The following is an 18,344-nucleotide window of genomic DNA, read 5'->3' on the forward strand; positions in this document are numbered from 1 at the left end:
GATTACAAGAGAGAAAGATGGAAGGTGCTGGGCGCTATCAAAGACCCGAAAAAGACGGTTGTAGGTTTTGTTGCACCTGCAGTAAGAAGCGTTATTGCCTCACATTATAAACTGCCCTTTGACAAGGCATCTCCCTTTATAGCCGGGCTTCTTAAAAAGATGGGTTTTGACAGGGTCTTTGACTTCTGTTTTGCCGCAGACCTGACCATCCTTGAAGAGACAACAGAATTTATTAACAGGGTAACTAACAAGGGTATAATGCCCCAGTTTACATCATGCTGTCCGGGGTGGGTCAATTATGTTGAACGCAGACATCCCGAACTAATACCGCACCTCTCCTCATGCAAATCACCTCAGCAGATGATGGGTGCTACAGTTAAGAACCATTTTTCCGAGTGGGCAAATATACCTAAAAAAGACCTTTTTGTAGTGTCCATAGTACCATGTCTCGCTAAAAAGTCTGAGGCGGCAAGGGAGGAGTTTGCACCCGAGGGTATACGCGATGTTGACTGCGTTCTTACCACAACAGAACTCATTGAGATGGTAGAGATAACATTCACTGATGTTAATGAGGTGGAGCTATCTGAGTTTGATGACCCCTACAAACAGGTCACAGGGGCCGGTGTTCTTTTTGGCGCATCAGGCGGTGTGGCCGAGGCCGCACTCAGGATGGCCGCTGAAAAACTCTCAGGACAGGCACAGCTTGCCCAGCTTGAGTTTGAGGCCGTAAGGGGTTTTGAAGGGATAAAGGAGGCAACTGTTAACCTGGGTGGCAATAAGCTCAGGGTTGCTGTTGTAAGCGGTCTTCACAATGCTGAACAGGTAATAGAAAGGGTAAAGGAGGGTGTTGATACGGGGTATGACCTTATAGAGGTCATGACATGCCCGGGCGGATGTATATCCGGGGCCGGACACCCTGTGCCCAAAAAGATTGACTCTCTTGAAAAAAGACAGCAGGTCCTGATCAATATAGACAAGACCTCCAAATTCAGGAAGTCCCAGGATAACCCGGATATCATAAATCTTTATACAGAGTTTTATGGTGAACCCAACTCTGAAAAGGCACACCATCTGCTGCATACCCATTATTTCAACAGGAAAGGCAAGATCACCAAGTCCAGCAAGATGGGTGATTCTGTTTTCAAGACCCAGGTCATTGAGATATGTGTATGTGAAAAATGTATTGCAAACGGCGTTGGAGACTTTATCAGGGCGCTTAATCAGAAGATTGAAGAACGTAAACTTCAAGATGGTATCCGCATAGTGCCTCTGCACCTGAAGGACTGCCCTGGCAAGGAATTCCTGATAAAGGTAAATGGTATAAAGGTAAGCCAGACAGAGCTGGACAGCTTTCTCAGGCTTACACGGCCAGTAGAGATGGAACCTATATCTGAGGGGGCATAACCCTAAAGCGGGTTTTATGGACTGGCGTATTCTTGCACTGGTATCGGCTGCCTTTTCGGCAGCCGCTGCCATCGCTGAAAAAAAATCCCTATTTAAGATAGATGCGCTTGAATTTTCAGCCATCCTTTCTCTTTTTGCATTTATACTTGCAGTGCCCTTTGCCTTTTTCTTCGATTTTGCGGAGATAAACAGCCAGGCATTGTCTGTTCTTTTTATAAAGAGTATTTTCAATGCAATTGCATTCTACTCTGTTATGGCCGCCCTGAAAAGGCTTGATATCAGCGGCTCTCTCCCACTTATGGATCTTAACCCCGGCGCTGTTGCCATTGTTGCCTTTATTTTTCTGAATGAAAGCCTGAACATCTGGCAGATATCAGGGCTTATACTGGTTATTATAGGGACATACCTTATTAATGTGAAAAAGGGTAACCACATCCTTGCCCCATTTACCATATTCATAAGATCAAGGGGACACAACTATATACTCATTGCACTTATCGCATTCACAATCACCTCTGTGCTTGACAAGGTTATTGTTGGCAATTTCAGGATTAAGCCTGAGGCATTCATGTTTTTCCAGCACCTCTTTAACCTGTTTCTGTTCAGCCTGGCATTTATAGCCATCAGGAAGAAAGGGGCCGCTGAATGTTTTACCGAATCAATTAAAAACGGCTGGCCTCTTATTGCATTTATCGGAGTACTCACAATAGGTTACAGGTATTCACAGATCCTGGCTGTGGCTGGCGGCAAGGTGGCCCTTGTGCTGGCATTAAAAAGACTCTCGGTTTTCATTGCATGCCTTGTGGGAGGAAAACTCTTTCGTGAAACAGGGCTTGCTGTCCGGCTCACCGCCACCCTTGTTCTCTTGGCCGGCACATTCCTGATAACCGCTATAAAGTAATAATAAGGCTGTCATTATTATTTGCCTCTATAACGTTACATAACCTCTTCTGCTTTTACCTCTTCATCATCTTCTGAAAAACCCAAAGGCAAAAAGCCTGTTGCCTCACCTGCAGGCAGCTCCTGGACATCCTTTAGTTTTTTTCCAACCGCCCTTGATCTTATCCTGGCCTTTTCAATTGTATCAGATGCCTGATTTATCTTTTTCTGAACTGCATCCAGGATATCTCCATACCTTGTCCACTCGGTCTTAACAGCTGCAAGCAGGTTCCAGACCTCGCTTGAACGCCGCTGAATCGCAAGGGTCCTGAAACCCATCTGGAGACTATTCATGATGGACCATAATGTAGTAGGGCCTGCAACCACTACACGGCACTCACGCTGAACAGCATCTATTAAACCGCTCCTGCGGATAACCTCTGCAAAGAGCCCCTCAATGGGAAGAAAAAGAATGGCAAAATCGGTGGTCTTTGGCGGGTTTATATACTTTGAGCAGATATCATATGCACATGACTTAACCCGTGCCTCAAGCTGCCTGCCTGCAATCTCAATTACCTCTACATCTGCCCTCTCCTGTGCCTCAATCAGGCGTTGATAATCCTCTATCGGAAACTTGGCATCAATTGGAAGATAGACCATATCATCCTTTTCTGCGCCCTGCCCCGGCAATTTTATTGCAAACTCAACACGCTCAGCACCCTCCTTTGTGGCGATATTGGTTGCGAACTGCTCAGGGGTAAGCACCTGCTCCAGGAGTGCGCCAAGCTGCACCTCACCCCATGTTCCACGGGTCTTGACGTTTGTAAGTACCTTTTTGAGGTCCCCAACGCCTGTGGCAAGCGCCTGCATCTCTCCAAGCCCTTTATGAACCAGTTCAAGCCGTTCGCTCACCAATCTAAAGGATTCGCCCAGCCGTTTTTCCAGTGTACCCTGAAGTTTTTCATCTACGACCTGGCGCATCTGTTCAAGCTGTTTTGCATTATCATCCTGTATGTTCCTGAGCCTGCCCTCAAGAGTGACCTTTGCATCCTCCATCTTTTTTTCAACAGAGTCAGAGAGCCTTGCTATTGCGGCTGACATGGCCTCAAGCTGGCCCTTCTGGGTATGGGTCAGCTCGCCCATTCGCTGTATCACAGAATTCCCAAAGCTCTTGAATGCTGCTGAAAGCTCAAGCCTCTGCTCTTTTGATGCATTGCCCAGTTCGACTCTATTCTGAGCAACCTCCTCTTTAACTGCTCGTTCAGTGCGCTCCTGCGCCTTTTCAAAGGAATCAAGACGTGAGGTTATCGTTGTGGTATCAAATCTGTATGATCTTTTCAGCAGAATAATCAGCATAATACATGCTGCTACTATAAGGGCGATTATTATATATAACAGGATCTCTGTCACAAACGACTCCATTTAAAAAGGTAACCCCAGTATCTTAAGCAGATAGAGTGTATAGGTAGTGGAAACCCATTTGCCATTATACAGATATTACTTTGCCTTAATTATGAACTGCATTATCTTTTCAAAATCTTTTAGCCTGATTGATTTTCTTTATATGTTGGGTCAAGCCGAAGATTGCAATTAGGGCAGTTGCCTCCAACTGCAGGTGTTCCCCATGATGCACACCTCGGACATCTTTTTAGCAGGGCAAAGTTCAATAATAAAAAAATCATGCCCAGGATTAGTATCAGCGACAATATGGTCTCTATTAAGGGGTAGTTATCAAAAATGGAATTAAATACACCAAACATAATGACCAGAGAGATGATATAAAAAGGCAGATGTTTATAAAACCTGGCCATTTTTAAAAGCCTTTTTCTCTCCTCATCAGTTGGAATGCTTCTATCCATAGAGAACTCCATTAATATTTGGGTAATGACACATTTATCAAGGTTTCGATATCTTTTTATCAGTCATTATGGTTCCTTGTGCCGGTTGTGTTAAGCGAAGCAACAGGACAATATTCTAAAACAGTTGATTCGCCAGTTCCAGCCATTTTTATTTTTAAAATGATTAAACAAAAGATACCCTGGATATTTAATGAATATGTAAAAATATTCAAGTAGTTGAACGGTGAAGTGCTGGGATAATAACTGTTCAGGTTTTATTCATCATTCACAGGAGGTATAATGCTGCCTGTAGCCATTTCAGCCTGTTTGTAATCCTTGTCATCCACTATTATCTGCACCTCATAGGGAATGCCCTCACCATCAAGTGCCTCAGCATAAAAACCTGCCTCATCAATAGTCTTTACTATGACAAGGGGCCGGGGGTTTTCTATCATTTCAACTTCAACAGGTTCAGCGCATCTTTCCTGCTGCACTGTCTTCCTGTATGTCTTGATGTCTGTTGCGTCTATCCTTCTCCTGATGGCCTCTGCAGAGGCAAGATGAAAATTGAGCTCATCAAGCTGGTGCATGTTTACAAGCACCCCCATGAGGTCTGCATCGCTCATCATATTAAACCGGATCTCTTTTTTGGCCTCGCTATATTCTGCCTCATCTTCATCATAAGATTCAATATAGTCAGTGCCTGTATCAAGTTTTCTCCTCTTTGCCTCAGCAAGAATCAGTTCATAGGCGCCATCTTCAAAGCTCTCTTTCCCCTCAAGCAGGAGCTGCTCTAGATCTTCATCACTGCTTTTTTTGTAAAGTTCAAAAAGGGTTCTGCGTCTTTCATTATCCATTTTTTTTACCTGATCCTTTTGATAGATTTATTTGATGCCTTAGATCCGTCTGGTTTTTTCTTTTTAGGCCCCGCAGCAGGTGCGGGGCCAGATTTTTATCTTGATTTTTTAGCTGCCGGTTTTTTAGCTGCTGCCTTTTTTACTGCGGCTTTTTTAACTGTAGCTTTTTTAGCTACTACTTTTTTAACTGCGGTTTTCTTAACTGCTGTTTTTTTTGCCATAGCCTTTTTAGCTGCCGGTTTCTTAGCTGCTGCTTTTTTTACTGCGGGCTCACCCTTTTTAAGCTTTTTAATCTGCGCTGCAGTATAATGCTTACGCGGATGTCCGGGATGCAGAGAGACATCTCCTGTTGACATGTCATACTTGGGTGAGAACAGCACGTGCATCCACTGGAATGGCTTATTAACCTTTTTGATATTAATCGGGCCGTGAATCAATCCCTTGGGCATATAAAGGATAGAGGTAGAATTTATTATATGTTTTTCACCCTCTTTTCCAAAACAGACCTCTATCTCGGCGTCAAAATCATAGTAATTTTTCGGATTAGCGCCAAAGATGAAAAAGATCTCATCTCCATCATGGGAATGGGCCGGATGGGGGAATTTAACCGGCTCGGTTATGACAAGAAGCTGCACCTCAACAGGAACCTTAATGCTTTCCCCAATACAACCCTTTTCAGCACAAATGTGCAGGGTAGGTGCATTACCGCCTACTTCCAGAGGTTCCTTGAATATGTATTTTCCATACTTAGATTTTGCCATTGTGACTCCTCCTTTTTTGACCTTCGTTGATTTGGTTTCCGATATTGAACTATCCATTTTTCTTTAAGCCTTAAATAATTAAAAATCAATAAAAAAACATGATACTATTATCAAAAATCAGCAAAAAGCAGATGAAATCAATTACAGTTATCCTAATTCAAATAGCTTTAAAATAGGAACAACCTTTTATCCGGTTTCTTATACAACATATAGATTTATCCTTGACCAGAACCACTAATTATTGTAAAAGAGCCCAAACTCTTCATATTGATACAAAACAAGGGTCATGACATGCCGGAAAAAGACTTGATAATGGGAAGAAGGGCCTTTTTATATAAAAGCGCCCTGTTTTTTGCTGGTAGTCTCCTTGGTTTTAAAGGTCTTTCAACCTCTGTTGCCCGTGCCTGCATTACTAACCCCAAAATAGCGATTATTATAGATGATATAGGCTTCAGTGAGGAGAGATTAAAGGAGTTTCTTGATATCGGGGCATCTCTCACCTTTTCAATACTTCCCAGGCTTCCCATGTCTGCATCTCTTGCAGAAAAGATACATAATTCCGGTTATGAGATAATGCTCCATCAGCCAATGGAGCCCCTTGACCCATCTGTTGATCCGGGGCCAGGTGCATTATATGTTGAAGACCCGCCTGAAAAAATAACCTGTACTATAAAGGAGAATATTGCTGAGACCCCCTATGTAACAGGCATCAACAATCACATGGGGTCAAGGTTTACCGCATGCGGAAATGAGATGAAGGAGGTGCTCACGGTTGTAAGGGATAACGGGCTCTTTTTTGTGGACAGTCTTACCACCAATCGTTCTACAGGTTACCGGACAGCAAAGACAATGAATATCTCCGCTGCAAGACGGAACATCTTTATAGACAATGTCCAGGATGAGGCGCATATAGGCATGCAGCTTGAAAACCTAAAGGGGCTTGCACAACTCTTTGGCCAGGCAACCGGTATCGGCCACCCCTTTCATGAAACCGCCAGGGCATTAAGAAGTTTTTACAATAACATCAGGGTAACGGATATTTCCCTTGTGCCGGTCTCAACCCTTTTGACCTGACCCTCACCCTCTTTCAGGTTATCCAATCTGATAATTTGCCTCTGTCCTTAAATAATAGTATGATCGAGCCCTTAACATCCATCAATCCCGGAGATTAAAATGGCTGACAGCAAGGATGATCTTTATCACCATGAGTTGAAGACCCTTCTCAAATTCAGCACCCTTATCAACTCATCTCTCAAGATAGAGACAGTCCTTGACAATGCCATGAACTGCGCTGAAGAGTTTATAAATGCAGAGGCGAGCACCATCTATGAAAAGGATGAAGAAAAAGGGGATCTTTTTATACGGCTCGCACGTGGCGAAAAGAAAGACCCTATAAAAAATATCCGCGTAAAAATTGGACAGGGCATAGCCGGTCATGTTGTAAAGTCAGGCACACCAATGGTTATAAATGATGTGAAAAAAGAAAAAAGATTCAGTAACAGCCTGGATATTCTGACCGGTTTCAGGACAAGGTCGCTCGTATGTGTCCCTTTATTCATCAGGGGAAAGGCAATGGGCGCTATACAGGTGCTTAACAAAAAGAGCGGTGAGAATTTTAATGAGCAGGACATAGAGATCCTTACCAGCCTCTCACAGCTTATTGCCGTTGCGATAGAAAATGCCCGGCTCTATGAAAGGCTTGAACATGATTATGAACTGACAAGCCAGGACCTGAAGTCTGCACGTGAAAGACTGATCCGCACAGAAAGGGCAGCAGCAATGGGGCAGCTTGTAAACAGTGTTGCACATGAAATAAGAAACCCGGTTATGGTAATCGGAGGCTTTGCCAGGAGACTCAAAACCCGTTTCATGCATGACCCTGATGCATACAACTATACAGAAATCATACTCGGTGAAACAGCGAGGCTTGAGCGGCTGGTAAAGCAGGTGCACAGGCTTGCAGAGGTGCAGGGCGCAGAGCTCAAGAAGGTGAGCATTCTCCCTGTGATTGACCGCATATTAAAGGCATTCAAAACAACAGCAGAAAAACAGGGCGTTATCATCAGGATATCAGTTGATAAGGCCATTCCGGATATTGACCTTGATGAATCACAGATATATACCGCCCTTACCAACATATTTGAAAATGCACTTGACTCTATGATGAATGGCGGTGAGTTGAGTCTTTTAGTACAGAGAATTGAGAACCATGTAATTATTGAGGTGACAGATACCGGCACAGGTATAGAGGATGAGGAGATAGCAACCCTGTATGACCCCTTTGTTACCTCAAAAAAAACAGGCGCCGGCCTCGGGCTTACAATGGTTCAACAGATCATTATGAACCACTGCGGAGAGATAAAGGTTTCAAGCAGAAAAAATGAAGGGACAGATATAGAGATCAGGTTGCCTTTTAATTAAAAAATGCGGAGATAAAAATGAACAGACTTATCCATGAAAAGAGCCCTTATCTTTTACAGCATGCCCATAACCCGGTTGACTGGTACCCATGGTGCGATGATGCGTTTAACAAGGCTAGGGAACTGGACAGGCCGATATTCCTTTCCATAGGTTATTCCACATGCCACTGGTGCCACGTTATGGAGAGGGAATCCTTTGAGGACTACGAGGTGGCAAAGCTCCTGAATGACAATTGTATCTCTATCAAGGTAGACAGGGAGGAGCGGCCTGATCTTGATAATATCTATATGGCTGCGTGCCAGATGCTGACAGGGAGCGGCGGCTGGCCATTAACTATAATCATGACCCCGGATAAAATCCCTTTTTATACAGGCACCTATTTCCCCAAAAACACACAGCCAGGCAGAATAGGGATGGTGGAGCTTATTCCCAGGCTTATGGAGTTGTGGCATAACAGGAGGGGCGAGGTGATGGAATCCGCCTCAAGGATACAGGCAGCACTTAATAATATGGACACCCTTATGCCTGGCGAGGTCATGGATGCATCTGTAACAGACAGGGCCTATAAAGAGCTGTTTAACAGGTTTGATGCGGCATCAGGCGGGTTCAGCATGATGCCCAAATTCCCCAGCCCCCATAATATCCTTTTTCTGCTCAGATACCACATTCGCACAGGTAATGAAAAGGCGCTTCAGATGGCGGAAAAGACCCTACTTCATATGAGGCTTGGTGGGATCTATGACCATGTCGGTTTCGGGTTCCACAGGTACTCAACAGACAGCAAATGGTTGCTCCCTCACTTTGAAAAGATGCTCTATGACCAGGCCATGATTGCAATTGCATATCTGGAGGCATTTCAGGCTACAGGGGAAAAGGTATATGCTTCAACAGCAACTGAAATATTTCGATTTGTAATGAGAGACCTCTTATCCCCTGAAGGGGGGTTCTATTCTGCCATTGATGCGGACAGCGAAGGGGAAGAGGGTAAATTCTATGCCTGGAAAGAGGATGAGTTAAAGGTTATACTTGGTGAGGATGCCGAACTTATAACAGATATATTTAATGTAAAGAAAAAAGGGAATTTCTCAGAGGAATCCACCGGAGAGATAACAGGTTCAAATATCCTTTACCTTGCAAAACCGGTTGAAGAGATCGCCCTTGAGAAAGACATGCCAGTTAACATGCTTCAGGGTAAGGTTACAAAGGCAGTAAACATCCTTTTTATAAAACGTGAAAAGAGGGTCCACCCGCACATGGATGATAAAATCCTCACAGACTGGAATGGCCTGATGATCGCTGCCCTTGCCCTTGGCGCAAAGACGCTTGAAAACAGGGAATACGCCTCCTGCGCAATAAAGGCAGCAGATTTTATCATTGAACAGATGAGAGATAATGATGGGGGGCTCCTTCACAGATACAGGGAGCACGAGGCAAAGATAAATGGCAATGCAGATGACTATGCCTTTTTTATATGGGGCCTTATTAATCTATATGAGGCGACCTCTGGGGCAAGGTTTCTGGAGCTTGCGCTGGAATTAAATGATTATTTCCTGGCCCATTTTTATGACAGGGAAAGGGGCGGCCTCTTTTTTACACCTGATAACGGGGAACAGCTTCCATTAAGGAAAAGGGAGATCTATGACGGGGCTATCCCATCTTCAAATTCCGCTGCCATGTTAAACCTTTTAAGGCTTGGGCGGATCACCAGGAGAACTGATCTTGAAAAGTATGGGATTGATACTGCCACGGCCTTTTCAAACGAAGTTAAGAAGATGCCCTCTGCCCATACCTTTCTCATGTGCGGGATAGAGTATTTATTAAAAAAAGGATTATAAATGCAGGACATAGAAATTAAAAAATCCGATGTCAGAGAGAGGATTGTCAGGGATTGGACCAGTGGCAACATATTTAAGAATCTCCTGCTCCTCTCCTGGCCTATGATAATAAGCAATATTATGATGATGGTAGGGCCCACCATTGATATGATATGGGTGGGCAGGCTGGGCCCTGACGCCATTGCAGCAGTTGGTGTTTCCGGTATGATCGTAATGTTTGTCATGACCGCCATGATGGGCGTTGCCATTGGTGCAAGGGCGCTTATTGCGAGGTTCATAGGAATGAAACAGCCTGATGACGCAGTAAGGGTTGCAAGACAGGCCTTTTTAATCGCAATGGCTCTTTCTGTCATTATCGCCGCTATTGGGATAATATTTTCAGATGCCATACTCAGTTTAATGGGGGTTGAAGCAGAGGTACTCAGGCTGGGGAGCGCCTATCTAAAGGTAAATTTCTGCGGTGCGGTTATTATGAGTTCCGGTATGGTTTGCGAGAGCATAATGCAGTCATCAGGTGATACGATCAGGCCCATGATAATTGGCATATTAAGCAAGGTGTTCCATGTTGCCCTAAGCCCCCTGTTTATTTTCGGATGGCTTTTTATGCCGGGGATGGGGGTAGTGGGTGCAGCCCTTGCAAATGTGTGCTCCCTTCTTATCGGGCTTATCTCAAGCCTGTTTGTCCTTTTTACAGGGAAGACGCAACTTAAGCTGCACCTTAAGGGCATGCGAATAGATTTCGCCCTCATGTGGAGGATACTCAAGATAGGTATCCCTGGTATTGTCATGATGGCACAGAAAAATTTAAGCAACCTGATTGTAATGAAATTAATAGTCCAATACGGGACACTCGCCGTTGCTGCCCATACTGTGCTCCAGAGAGTCGAGATGGTATTCTTTATGGCAGGGGTTGGTATGGGCTCTGCCGCAGGCGTTCTTGCCGGCCAGAATCTGGGGGCAGGTGAACCTGAAAGGGCAGGAAAGAGCGGTATTTATGCCATTGGGATCGCGGAGTCATTTGTAATAATAGCCTGTGCCCTTGCCTTTATTTTTCCGGAGGCGGTTATCTCCATATTCACAAAGGACCGGGAACTCATCAGGGTAACAACCCTGTTTTTGAGGATCGGCATAGTTGGGTATCTCATGTGCGGTCTCGAACCGGTGTTTCTGAACTTTTTTACAGGGGTCGGTGACACAACCATCCCCATGACCTTTGAGGTGACCACAACATGGTTGGTGCTTTTACCAATGGCATTAATCTTTCCTAAACTGTGGGGGCTTGAGGTGCTGGGGGTAAGATGGGCAATGGCCTTAAGCTTTGTCATGCTCACCTGCGGGTATGTTATTTACTTCCTTACAGGCAGATGGAAGAGAAAAGAGGTGTAGGAATTGCAGACCGCTGATAAATTGATAGAGACAATTGGTTAATATGCTATATATCAGAAAATCATATTTGATAGGACTGAGGATAAACCTTTAACAGTAGCTTTTTAAAGGCAGGCAGGCCCTTTAAAATTATAAAAAATGAAATCTAAGATAGATGAATTATTGGCTGCAGGTGAGGGGTATCACCTTGAATTCAAAGAGGCCCTTGATAAGACCTTTCTGGAAGAGGTCTGCGCCTTTGCCAATTCTGGCGGAGGTAAAATTCTAATTGGTGTCAGGGATGATGGAATCATAAAAGGCTGTGTCACAGATAATAGAAACCGCTCCTCTCTTCAGGATATACTGCGCGAATTACAACCGGAAGATTTTGGAAGAAAGAGTGTTGCCAGAAACCCTCTTATCTCATCACTCCTGCAAAGGATAAATTTTATTGAAAAGGTCGGTACAGGTATCAACCGCATTCGTGATGCAGTAAGAATAAACGGCAAATCAACTGTGGATTTTTCCTATAACGACTTTTTTACCGTAACCTATTATCGAGGCATTAAACCGCAGGATAAAAAATTAAAAACTCCGGAGAAAAGTTCCCAGAAAAGTTCCCAGAAAATTATCGAACACATGGAAGCTGCACCTGAAATCACTATCCAAGAATTAGCGGAAAGGCTTGGTATCAGTGATCGCGCTGTCAAGAAGCAGATAAAACTCCTGAAGGCAAACGGATTGATTTCCCGAATAGGGCCAGATAAAGGTGGGTATTGGGTAGTTGAGAAGACTGATAAAATACCTGAACCTTGATTTGGGGTAAAATTGTCGATAAGTATTAGTGGGGTATTAATAATTTTTTCCTCATAACAGGGTACTATTATGAAAAAACAGATTGAACTTGCTATAAACCCTGAAAATATTACAGACAGGGAACATCATAAAAGAGTTGCCGCTCAGCAGTTGGGAGTGGATGCGGATGAGATATCTGCCCTTATCCCTGTCCGCCGTTCGATTGATTCAAGAAAAACCCCGGTTTTTAGAACCCTCTTTGATGTTTATATAAACGAGTCCCCGCTTTTTGCTGAAGAGAAAATAAAATACCAGCCGGTAAAGGGTGATAAAAGGGTTATTGTTGTTGGATTTGGCCCTGGAGGCATGTTTGCCGCATTAAGGCTGATAGAGGCGGGCATCAGGCCTGTTGTGCTTGAGCGGGGTAAGGATGTAACAGCCCGCAGGTTTGATATAAGCGCCATACAGAAAAAGCATATCGTTAATCCTGATTCAAACTTCTGCTTTGGTGAGGGGGGCGCAGGGGCATACAGTGACGGCAAGCTATATACCCGTTCCACCAAGAGGGGCGATGTAAAAAGGATATTAAAGATACTTGTACAGCATGGGGCAGACCCTGATATCATGGTTGACACACACCCGCACATAGGCTCAAACAGGCTGCCAGGTATCGTATCAGGAATTCGGGAGACGATTCTATCCTGCGATGGTGAGATCAATTTTAAAAGCCGTGTAACAGACCTGATCATCAAAGACAAATCGGTAAAAGGGGTGATTGTAAACGACTCAATGGAATTTACAGGTGACAGTGTGATACTTGCCACAGGCCATTCCGCGGTTGATATCTATTACATGCTTAAAAACCATGATATCCGGCTTGAGGCAAAGCCCTTTGCCATGGGGGTAAGGATAGAACACCCGCAGGCGCTGATCAATGAGATACAGTATCATTCAAAAGATTACCGCAAGAACCTGCCCGCAGCCACCTATTCCCTTGCATGCCAGACAGACGAAAGGGGGGTCTTTTCATTCTGCATGTGCCCTGGCGGTATAATCGTTCCTGCTGCCACAGCACCTGATGAGCAGGTGGTAAACGGCATGTCAGTATCAAGGCGCGACTCACCTTATGCAAACAGCGGGTTTGTTGTTACTGTTGATGAAAAAGACTGGGCCATACACCAGAATGAAGTTGAGTTTGCGGGCCTGAAATTACGCATGGAACTGGAAAGGCAGGCGTTCATGCTGGGGGGTAACTCACAGACTGCACCCGCACAGAGGGCTGATGATTTTATAAAGGGGAGGCAGAGTTCAACATTAAACGCCTCTTCATACATACCCGGTATTGTCTCTGTACCCATGCATGAAAGACTGCCCCTGTTCATGGTTAAAGGGCTGCGTGAGGCGCTGATCCAATTTGATAAAAGGATGCATGGGTTTTCTTCAAATGATGCACAGCTCATTGGTGTTGAGACCCGGACAAGCACCCCTGTAAGGATTCCAAGGGATAAGATTACATACATGCACCCTGGTATCAAAGGTTTTTTCCCATGCGGCGAGGGGGCGGGTTATGCAGGGGGGATAGTTTCTGCTGCAATAGATGGTGAAAACTGTGCGGAAGCAGCAATGAAGTATGTTTTGAATAATTGAGATATTGAAGGATATCAGTTCAATATAAACTTTTAGGAATATTATGCTAAGCCCTATGGTAATGCAGCACTTAAAGACGCATCCCAGTCTCAGGATCAAAAAGGTGTACCCGATCCATGTCAAAACAGAGGGTTATCTTCTCTCCTTCTCCTGCTGTTGTCCTCAGGTCAAGCTTTGCCTTTATATGCTGGCTTCCAATGGTTGCATCTATCTCCCTTTCAAAACCCAGGGGTTCAACAATATCTACCAGGGCATTTTCTATCCTTGAAAGGGATGCACCATGTTCCGTGTTCTTTTCATCAATAAAAAAATCAGGTCTTATTCCCAGTTTTACCCTTCTTCCTGACGCAGGGACAGGTATCTTTTCAACCCTGTTATTTAAAGCTATCTTCTGCCCTTCCACCTCTATAAACCCCAGATAAAGCATGGCATCAATGATATTCATTGCAGGTGCGCCTATAAAGGTAGCCACAAAGATGTTAACGGGGTTCAGGTATATCTCCATTGGGGTGCCCACCTGTTCTATGCGGCCATCCTTCATAACCACTATCCTGTCACCAAGTGTCATGGCCTCAACCTGGTCGTGTGTTACATATATACTCGTGGTCTTATATTCCCTGTGGATTCTTCTAATCTCAACCCTCATCCTGCTTCTTAACTTTGCATCCAGGTTACTCAATGGCTCATCAAACAGAAACAGGTTTGCATCCCTTACAATAACCCTTCCCATTGCAACGCGCTGTCTCTGTCCGCCTGAAAGCTGTGATGGCCTCCTGTCCAGCAGGTCTTCAAGTTCAAGCATCTTTGCAGCCTTTTTAAGCCGCCCTTCGATAATATCTTTAGCCACCTTTGCCCTTTTAAGCCCGAAAATAATATTCTCCCTCACACTCTTATGGGGATAAAGGGCGTAATTCTGGAAGACCATTGCAATATTCCTGTGGTGCGGCTCCACCATATTCACCACCCTCTCATCAATAAGCACCTCTCCCTGTGTAACCTCTTCAAGCCCGGCAATAAGCCTTAAGATAGTGCTCTTTCCGCATCCTGATGGCCCCACCATAACAACAAACTCGCCCTCACCTATCTCAAGGTTGATGTTGTGCAGAACCTCAGTCTCATCAAATTTCTTATATATCCCATTGAGCGTTACAGTGGACATGGTATCCCTTTCATTAAGTGGCGCAAGGCGCAAGGTGCATGGCTCAAGGTTTTAAGGAATGTTTTTCCCTGAGCCCTGTGCCTTGCGCCATTCTTTCATCACTCCTTCACCCCACCCTCCACAAGGTTTCCGGTGAGATGTCTCATCGCAAACATAAAACATATTACCACAGGCAAAAGCGTAAGTATGGAGGCGGACATTATCCTGTCCCATATGGCGTTCCTGGATACAAAAAGTGACTGAAGCCCAAGGGGCAGGGTGTGAAAATCAGGGAACTGCCTTAAAAAAACCGAGGCAAACAGGAATTCATTCCAGGCAATGATAAAACAGTAGATGAAGACTGTTACCATCATAGGCACGGACAGGGGCAGTATAATGCGGTATATGGACTCTAACCTTGAACAGCCATCCATGGCTGCCGCCTCTTCAATGGAATAGGGTATTGTCCTGAAATAATTTCCCAGCATGTAAAGAGAGACAGGAAGGGTCTGGATAATATATATCAGTAAAAGGCTCAGCACAGAGCCCCACACTGTAGAGGCAAGACCAGTTTTTACACCCATCTGATAAAGGGGGACGAGGAGAAGAACCCCTCCGACCATGTAAACAAAAAGAACCCCCCTTTGCATAATTTTCTGCCCTCTGTATCTCAAGCGGCTGAAGGAATATGCACCGAACATTGCCAGCACCAAAGAAACAGCAGCAGCACCGGCTGATAGAAGAAAGGAATTGATAAAGTACCTTGCAAAGGGAAAGATGTCAGCGGTAGAGCTGTACCTTTCAAGTATCTTTTGTTTCTGCTCTTCCTTAAGCAGGGGGTTATCCAGAAGCCGTTTTATGCTTTCAGGTATCTCAACCTCCTTTGTGGCAGAAAAACCGAGCAGCTCCCTGTAGGCATCCATATTTATCTTCCGGGGTATTAAAGATGGATTTCCCCAGTCAAACTGGTATTTGAGGGATGTAGATAGTATCTGGATAAAGGGGAAGAGGCAAAAGAGAAGCAGCAGGACGACTGCCCCAGCCAGCATTATATTCTGAATAAATGATCGCCTTTTGTGCATATTAGATCACCACTTCAAGACCTTTTTTACATAAAAGATTATAAGTGCAGCCAGGACAACAAACTGGACCACAGATATCGCTGCCGCATATCCCTGATCAATTATCCCGGTAAAGGCAGTATAATATGTAAAAACCGGCAAGGTCCATACATTGGGGGCAAGCAGAAACACCTCTTCAAACTTGTTCAGGTTCCATATGAGCCTGAGTATAATGAGCGTGCCCATAACAAAGTATAGCTCAGGCAGTGTTACATGAAAAAACCGTGCAACCGGGCCGCATCCATCCATTGCAGCCGCCTCATACTGATCTTTATTGATCGATTGAAGCCTTGAGATGATCAAAAGATATGAAATGGGGAAATTCTTCCAGATACTGAAAATGATTACAATACCAAGAGCGCTGCGAGGTTCCCCGATAAGATTATACCTGCTCCCGGCAATACCAAGGGTTTCTACCATCAGGTGATTATATATGCCGTTGACCGGATCAAAGAAAAACTGCCACCCGAAAACAACTGAGATGACCGGGGCAAAGTAAGGAAGGAGAATTACACCCCTTACAATGTTTCTGAAGGGAAATTTTATACTCATAACAAGGGCTACCAAAAGTCCGAGTATTGTAGTGCCGATTACTGATCCTGCGAGATAGATGACGGTTGTAACAAGTGAACTGAAAAAACCTGACTCCCTTAAGAGCCTTTCATAGTTGGCCAACCCCACAAATATATTTTCACCGGCCAGCCTGACGTCAAAAAAACTTAGATAAATGTTATAGAGGATAGGGTATATGATAAGAATTCCTATCACGCCTATGCAGGGTGCAATCAGCTTTAAGCCGAGCCTGGATTCTTTCTGGGAGAGGGATAGTTGCAAAGGATAAATCCTTATTAAGGTGCAGGGCAAAGGGCGCATGGAACAAGGGGAGGTAAAAAAATATTTTTTTGATTTTCCCTGCGCCCTGAGCCTTGCGCCTTGAGCTAATTAATATGTGGTCAAATTTTGTTTATATATTTAACCTGCTTACTGAACAAAACCTAATCTTTGATTACTTTTTCCATCTCCCCCTCCCCCAATTTTAACGCCTCTTCAGGAGACTTGCCCTCTATTGTTACCGAATATATCATCTGAGGTATAATCATCTTTGAATAAATCCTGCCGGCCATTGGAAATGGACGGCCATCAATATTTGTAAAGCTTTCTATATTCTCAAGGCCCGCTATAATCTCCTCCATTTTTTTTCTTCCATATTTTCTGAAGAGACCCTTCGGATCATTTAAATACTCGGGCATTGAGGCTATCTCTTTAATAACCGGGATCATACCTCCGGGCGCCATGTGTAGAAAGGTTATATAGGAAAAGGGCTCATACATGAATTCAACAAGCCTTTTCGTCGCCTCATCTCCCTCCTTTGATCTGGTTTTCATAAGGCAGAGGCCAACTATAGCTCCATATCCCGCGGGCCTTTTTCCCTTTATTATGGTTACAACTCCGGTGTTGTTTACCAGTTCAGGGTCAAAGGCATTTCCCTTGAGGTCTGAAAAAAAATCACCTGAAAGAGAGCCTCGCGCCTCCTCGGCAAGGGCAAGGTCATCCATAATATAGGTAGAGTAAAAAAACATCGCCATTTTTCCCTGGATATAATAATCCCTCGCCCTCCATGACTGCGGACCGGGCGGATTATACCCTGAAAGCTGCCTGTAAAAATTCAGGGTTTCAAGGGTTTCAGGAGAATTGAATACCAGTTCGCCATTCTCATTGAACTGCCTTACACCGTTAGACAATGCAAGATGTGTAAAGCACTGTTCTGTGTATACCTCAGGTTTTGTGCCTGTAAGAATCCCATACTGGTTGTTTTCGGGTTTATGGAGCGTCCTTGCGGCCCTTAAGATATTATCCCATGTATCAGGAGGGCTTAGCCCCTCTTTTTCAAACCAGTCTCTCCTGTACCATATGCCCTGAACCCATCCGTGAAAGGGCAGGCCGTAATACATGCCCTTTTCAGGGGAGGAAAGCATTTTAAGCGCACCTTTGTAGAAACGTTTCTCACCAATCTGTTTTAATATTTCAGAACTGAGATGCACATCAAGTATACCCTCTTCACCAAAGGCGATAATCAGTTCACTTCCTGCCTCAATAATATGGGGAAGGGTTCCTGCTGCGGCAGCCGCAGCTATCTGAGAAGGCAGATCATTTTCATCAACAGGGATGAGATTTACAGTTATGCCAGGGTTTAATGCCTGGAATGTATCCATCAGAAGCTGAATAGTCCTGACTCGGTCAGACTGTGTCTCGGTTGTCCAGAATTCAATTGCAGCGGCTTTA

Annotated in this window: 15 protein-coding genes and 1 pseudogene; 8 read left to right on the forward strand and 8 right to left on the reverse strand. The window is 44.5% G+C overall.

Translation table 11 applies throughout. The features are described from left to right. Together GX654_16880 and GX654_16885 are read left to right on the forward strand one after the other, a co-directional pair. Window positions 1–1,404 (forward strand): hydrogenase (locus tag GX654_16880; GenBank protein ID NLD38537.1); only part of this gene is annotated, 1,404 nt, incomplete at its 5' end. A gap of 16 nt (window positions 1,405–1,420) precedes the next feature. Further along, complete coding sequence (locus tag GX654_16885) at window positions 1,421–2,305, forward strand: EamA family transporter (GenBank protein ID NLD38538.1); 885 nt, start codon at window positions 1,421–1,423, stop codon at window positions 2,303–2,305. Between the two features lie 35 nt (window positions 2,306–2,340). Here the strand turns inward: GX654_16885 and rmuC are convergent, their stop codons facing one another. From rmuC to GX654_16905, 4 genes and pseudogenes are all read right to left on the reverse strand, one after another. Further along, on the reverse strand, window positions 2,341–3,693 hold the full coding sequence (gene rmuC, locus GX654_16890; protein NLD38539.1) for a DNA recombination protein RmuC: 1,353 nt from the start codon (window positions 3,691–3,693) through the stop codon (window positions 2,341–2,343). A 131-nt stretch (window positions 3,694–3,824) separates the two neighbouring features. After that, window positions 3,825–4,142, reverse strand: coding sequence for a hypothetical protein (locus GX654_16895; protein NLD38540.1), 318 nt, complete (start codon window positions 4,140–4,142; stop codon window positions 3,825–3,827). Between the two features lie 254 nt (window positions 4,143–4,396). Next, complete coding sequence (locus tag GX654_16900; protein NLD38541.1) at window positions 4,397–4,978, reverse strand: hypothetical protein; 582 nt, start codon at window positions 4,976–4,978, stop codon at window positions 4,397–4,399. Between the two features lie 104 nt (window positions 4,979–5,082). Further along, window positions 5,083–5,271: pseudogene (locus tag GX654_16905) on the reverse strand (histone). A 759-nt stretch (window positions 5,272–6,030) separates the two neighbouring features. Here GX654_16905 and GX654_16910 point away from each other — a divergent pair. The 6 genes from GX654_16910 (at window position 6,031) to GX654_16935 (ending at window position 13,802) form a co-directional block, all read left to right on the forward strand. Continuing rightward, on the forward strand, window positions 6,031–6,813 hold the full coding sequence (locus GX654_16910) for a divergent polysaccharide deacetylase family protein (protein NLD38542.1): 783 nt from the start codon (window positions 6,031–6,033) through the stop codon (window positions 6,811–6,813). A gap of 99 nt (window positions 6,814–6,912) precedes the next feature. Beyond that, the gene (locus GX654_16915) at window positions 6,913–8,160 is read left to right on the forward strand and encodes a GAF domain-containing protein (GenBank protein ID NLD38543.1); all 1,248 of its coding nucleotides are present in this window, start codon (window positions 6,913–6,915) and stop codon (window positions 8,158–8,160) included. Between the two features lie 17 nt (window positions 8,161–8,177). After that, window positions 8,178–9,995 (forward strand): thioredoxin domain-containing protein, encoded by a 1,818-nt coding sequence (locus tag GX654_16920; protein NLD38544.1) that lies wholly within the window; start codon window positions 8,178–8,180, stop codon window positions 9,993–9,995. Beyond that, entirely contained in the window at window positions 9,996–11,381 is a 1,386-nt protein-coding gene (locus GX654_16925; protein NLD38545.1) for an MATE family efflux transporter, read from the forward strand. It begins immediately after the preceding gene. 138 nt (window positions 11,382–11,519) lie between these two features. Next, a complete protein-coding gene (locus GX654_16930; protein NLD38546.1) occupies window positions 11,520–12,176 on the forward strand; it encodes an HTH domain-containing protein in 657 nt (218 codons plus the stop codon). Between the two features lie 69 nt (window positions 12,177–12,245). Further along, the gene (locus GX654_16935; GenBank protein NLD38547.1) at window positions 12,246–13,802 is read left to right on the forward strand and encodes an FAD-binding protein; all 1,557 of its coding nucleotides are present in this window, start codon (window positions 12,246–12,248) and stop codon (window positions 13,800–13,802) included. 70 nt (window positions 13,803–13,872) lie between these two features. On the opposite strand, the gene ugpC is transcribed toward GX654_16935, so the two are convergent. The 4 genes from ugpC to GX654_16955 form a co-directional block, all read right to left on the reverse strand. Beyond that, on the reverse strand, window positions 13,873–14,961 hold the full coding sequence (ugpC, locus tag GX654_16940) for a sn-glycerol-3-phosphate ABC transporter ATP-binding protein UgpC (protein ID NLD38548.1): 1,089 nt from the start codon (window positions 14,959–14,961) through the stop codon (window positions 13,873–13,875). Between the two features lie 98 nt (window positions 14,962–15,059). After that, the gene (locus GX654_16945) at window positions 15,060–16,022 is read right to left on the reverse strand and encodes a carbohydrate ABC transporter permease (GenBank protein ID NLD38549.1); all 963 of its coding nucleotides are present in this window, start codon (window positions 16,020–16,022) and stop codon (window positions 15,060–15,062) included. A gap of 6 nt (window positions 16,023–16,028) precedes the next feature. Then, on the reverse strand, window positions 16,029–16,895 hold the full coding sequence (locus GX654_16950; protein ID NLD38550.1) for a sugar ABC transporter permease: 867 nt from the start codon (window positions 16,893–16,895) through the stop codon (window positions 16,029–16,031). A 161-nt stretch (window positions 16,896–17,056) separates the two neighbouring features. Further along, on the reverse strand, window positions 17,057–18,344 hold a 1,288-nt coding region (locus GX654_16955; protein ID NLD38551.1), incomplete at its 5' end, for an extracellular solute-binding protein.

Source organism: Desulfatiglans sp., assembly GCA_012513605.1.
Classification (GTDB): Bacteria; Desulfobacterota; DSM-4660; order Desulfatiglandales; family HGW-15; genus JAAZBV01.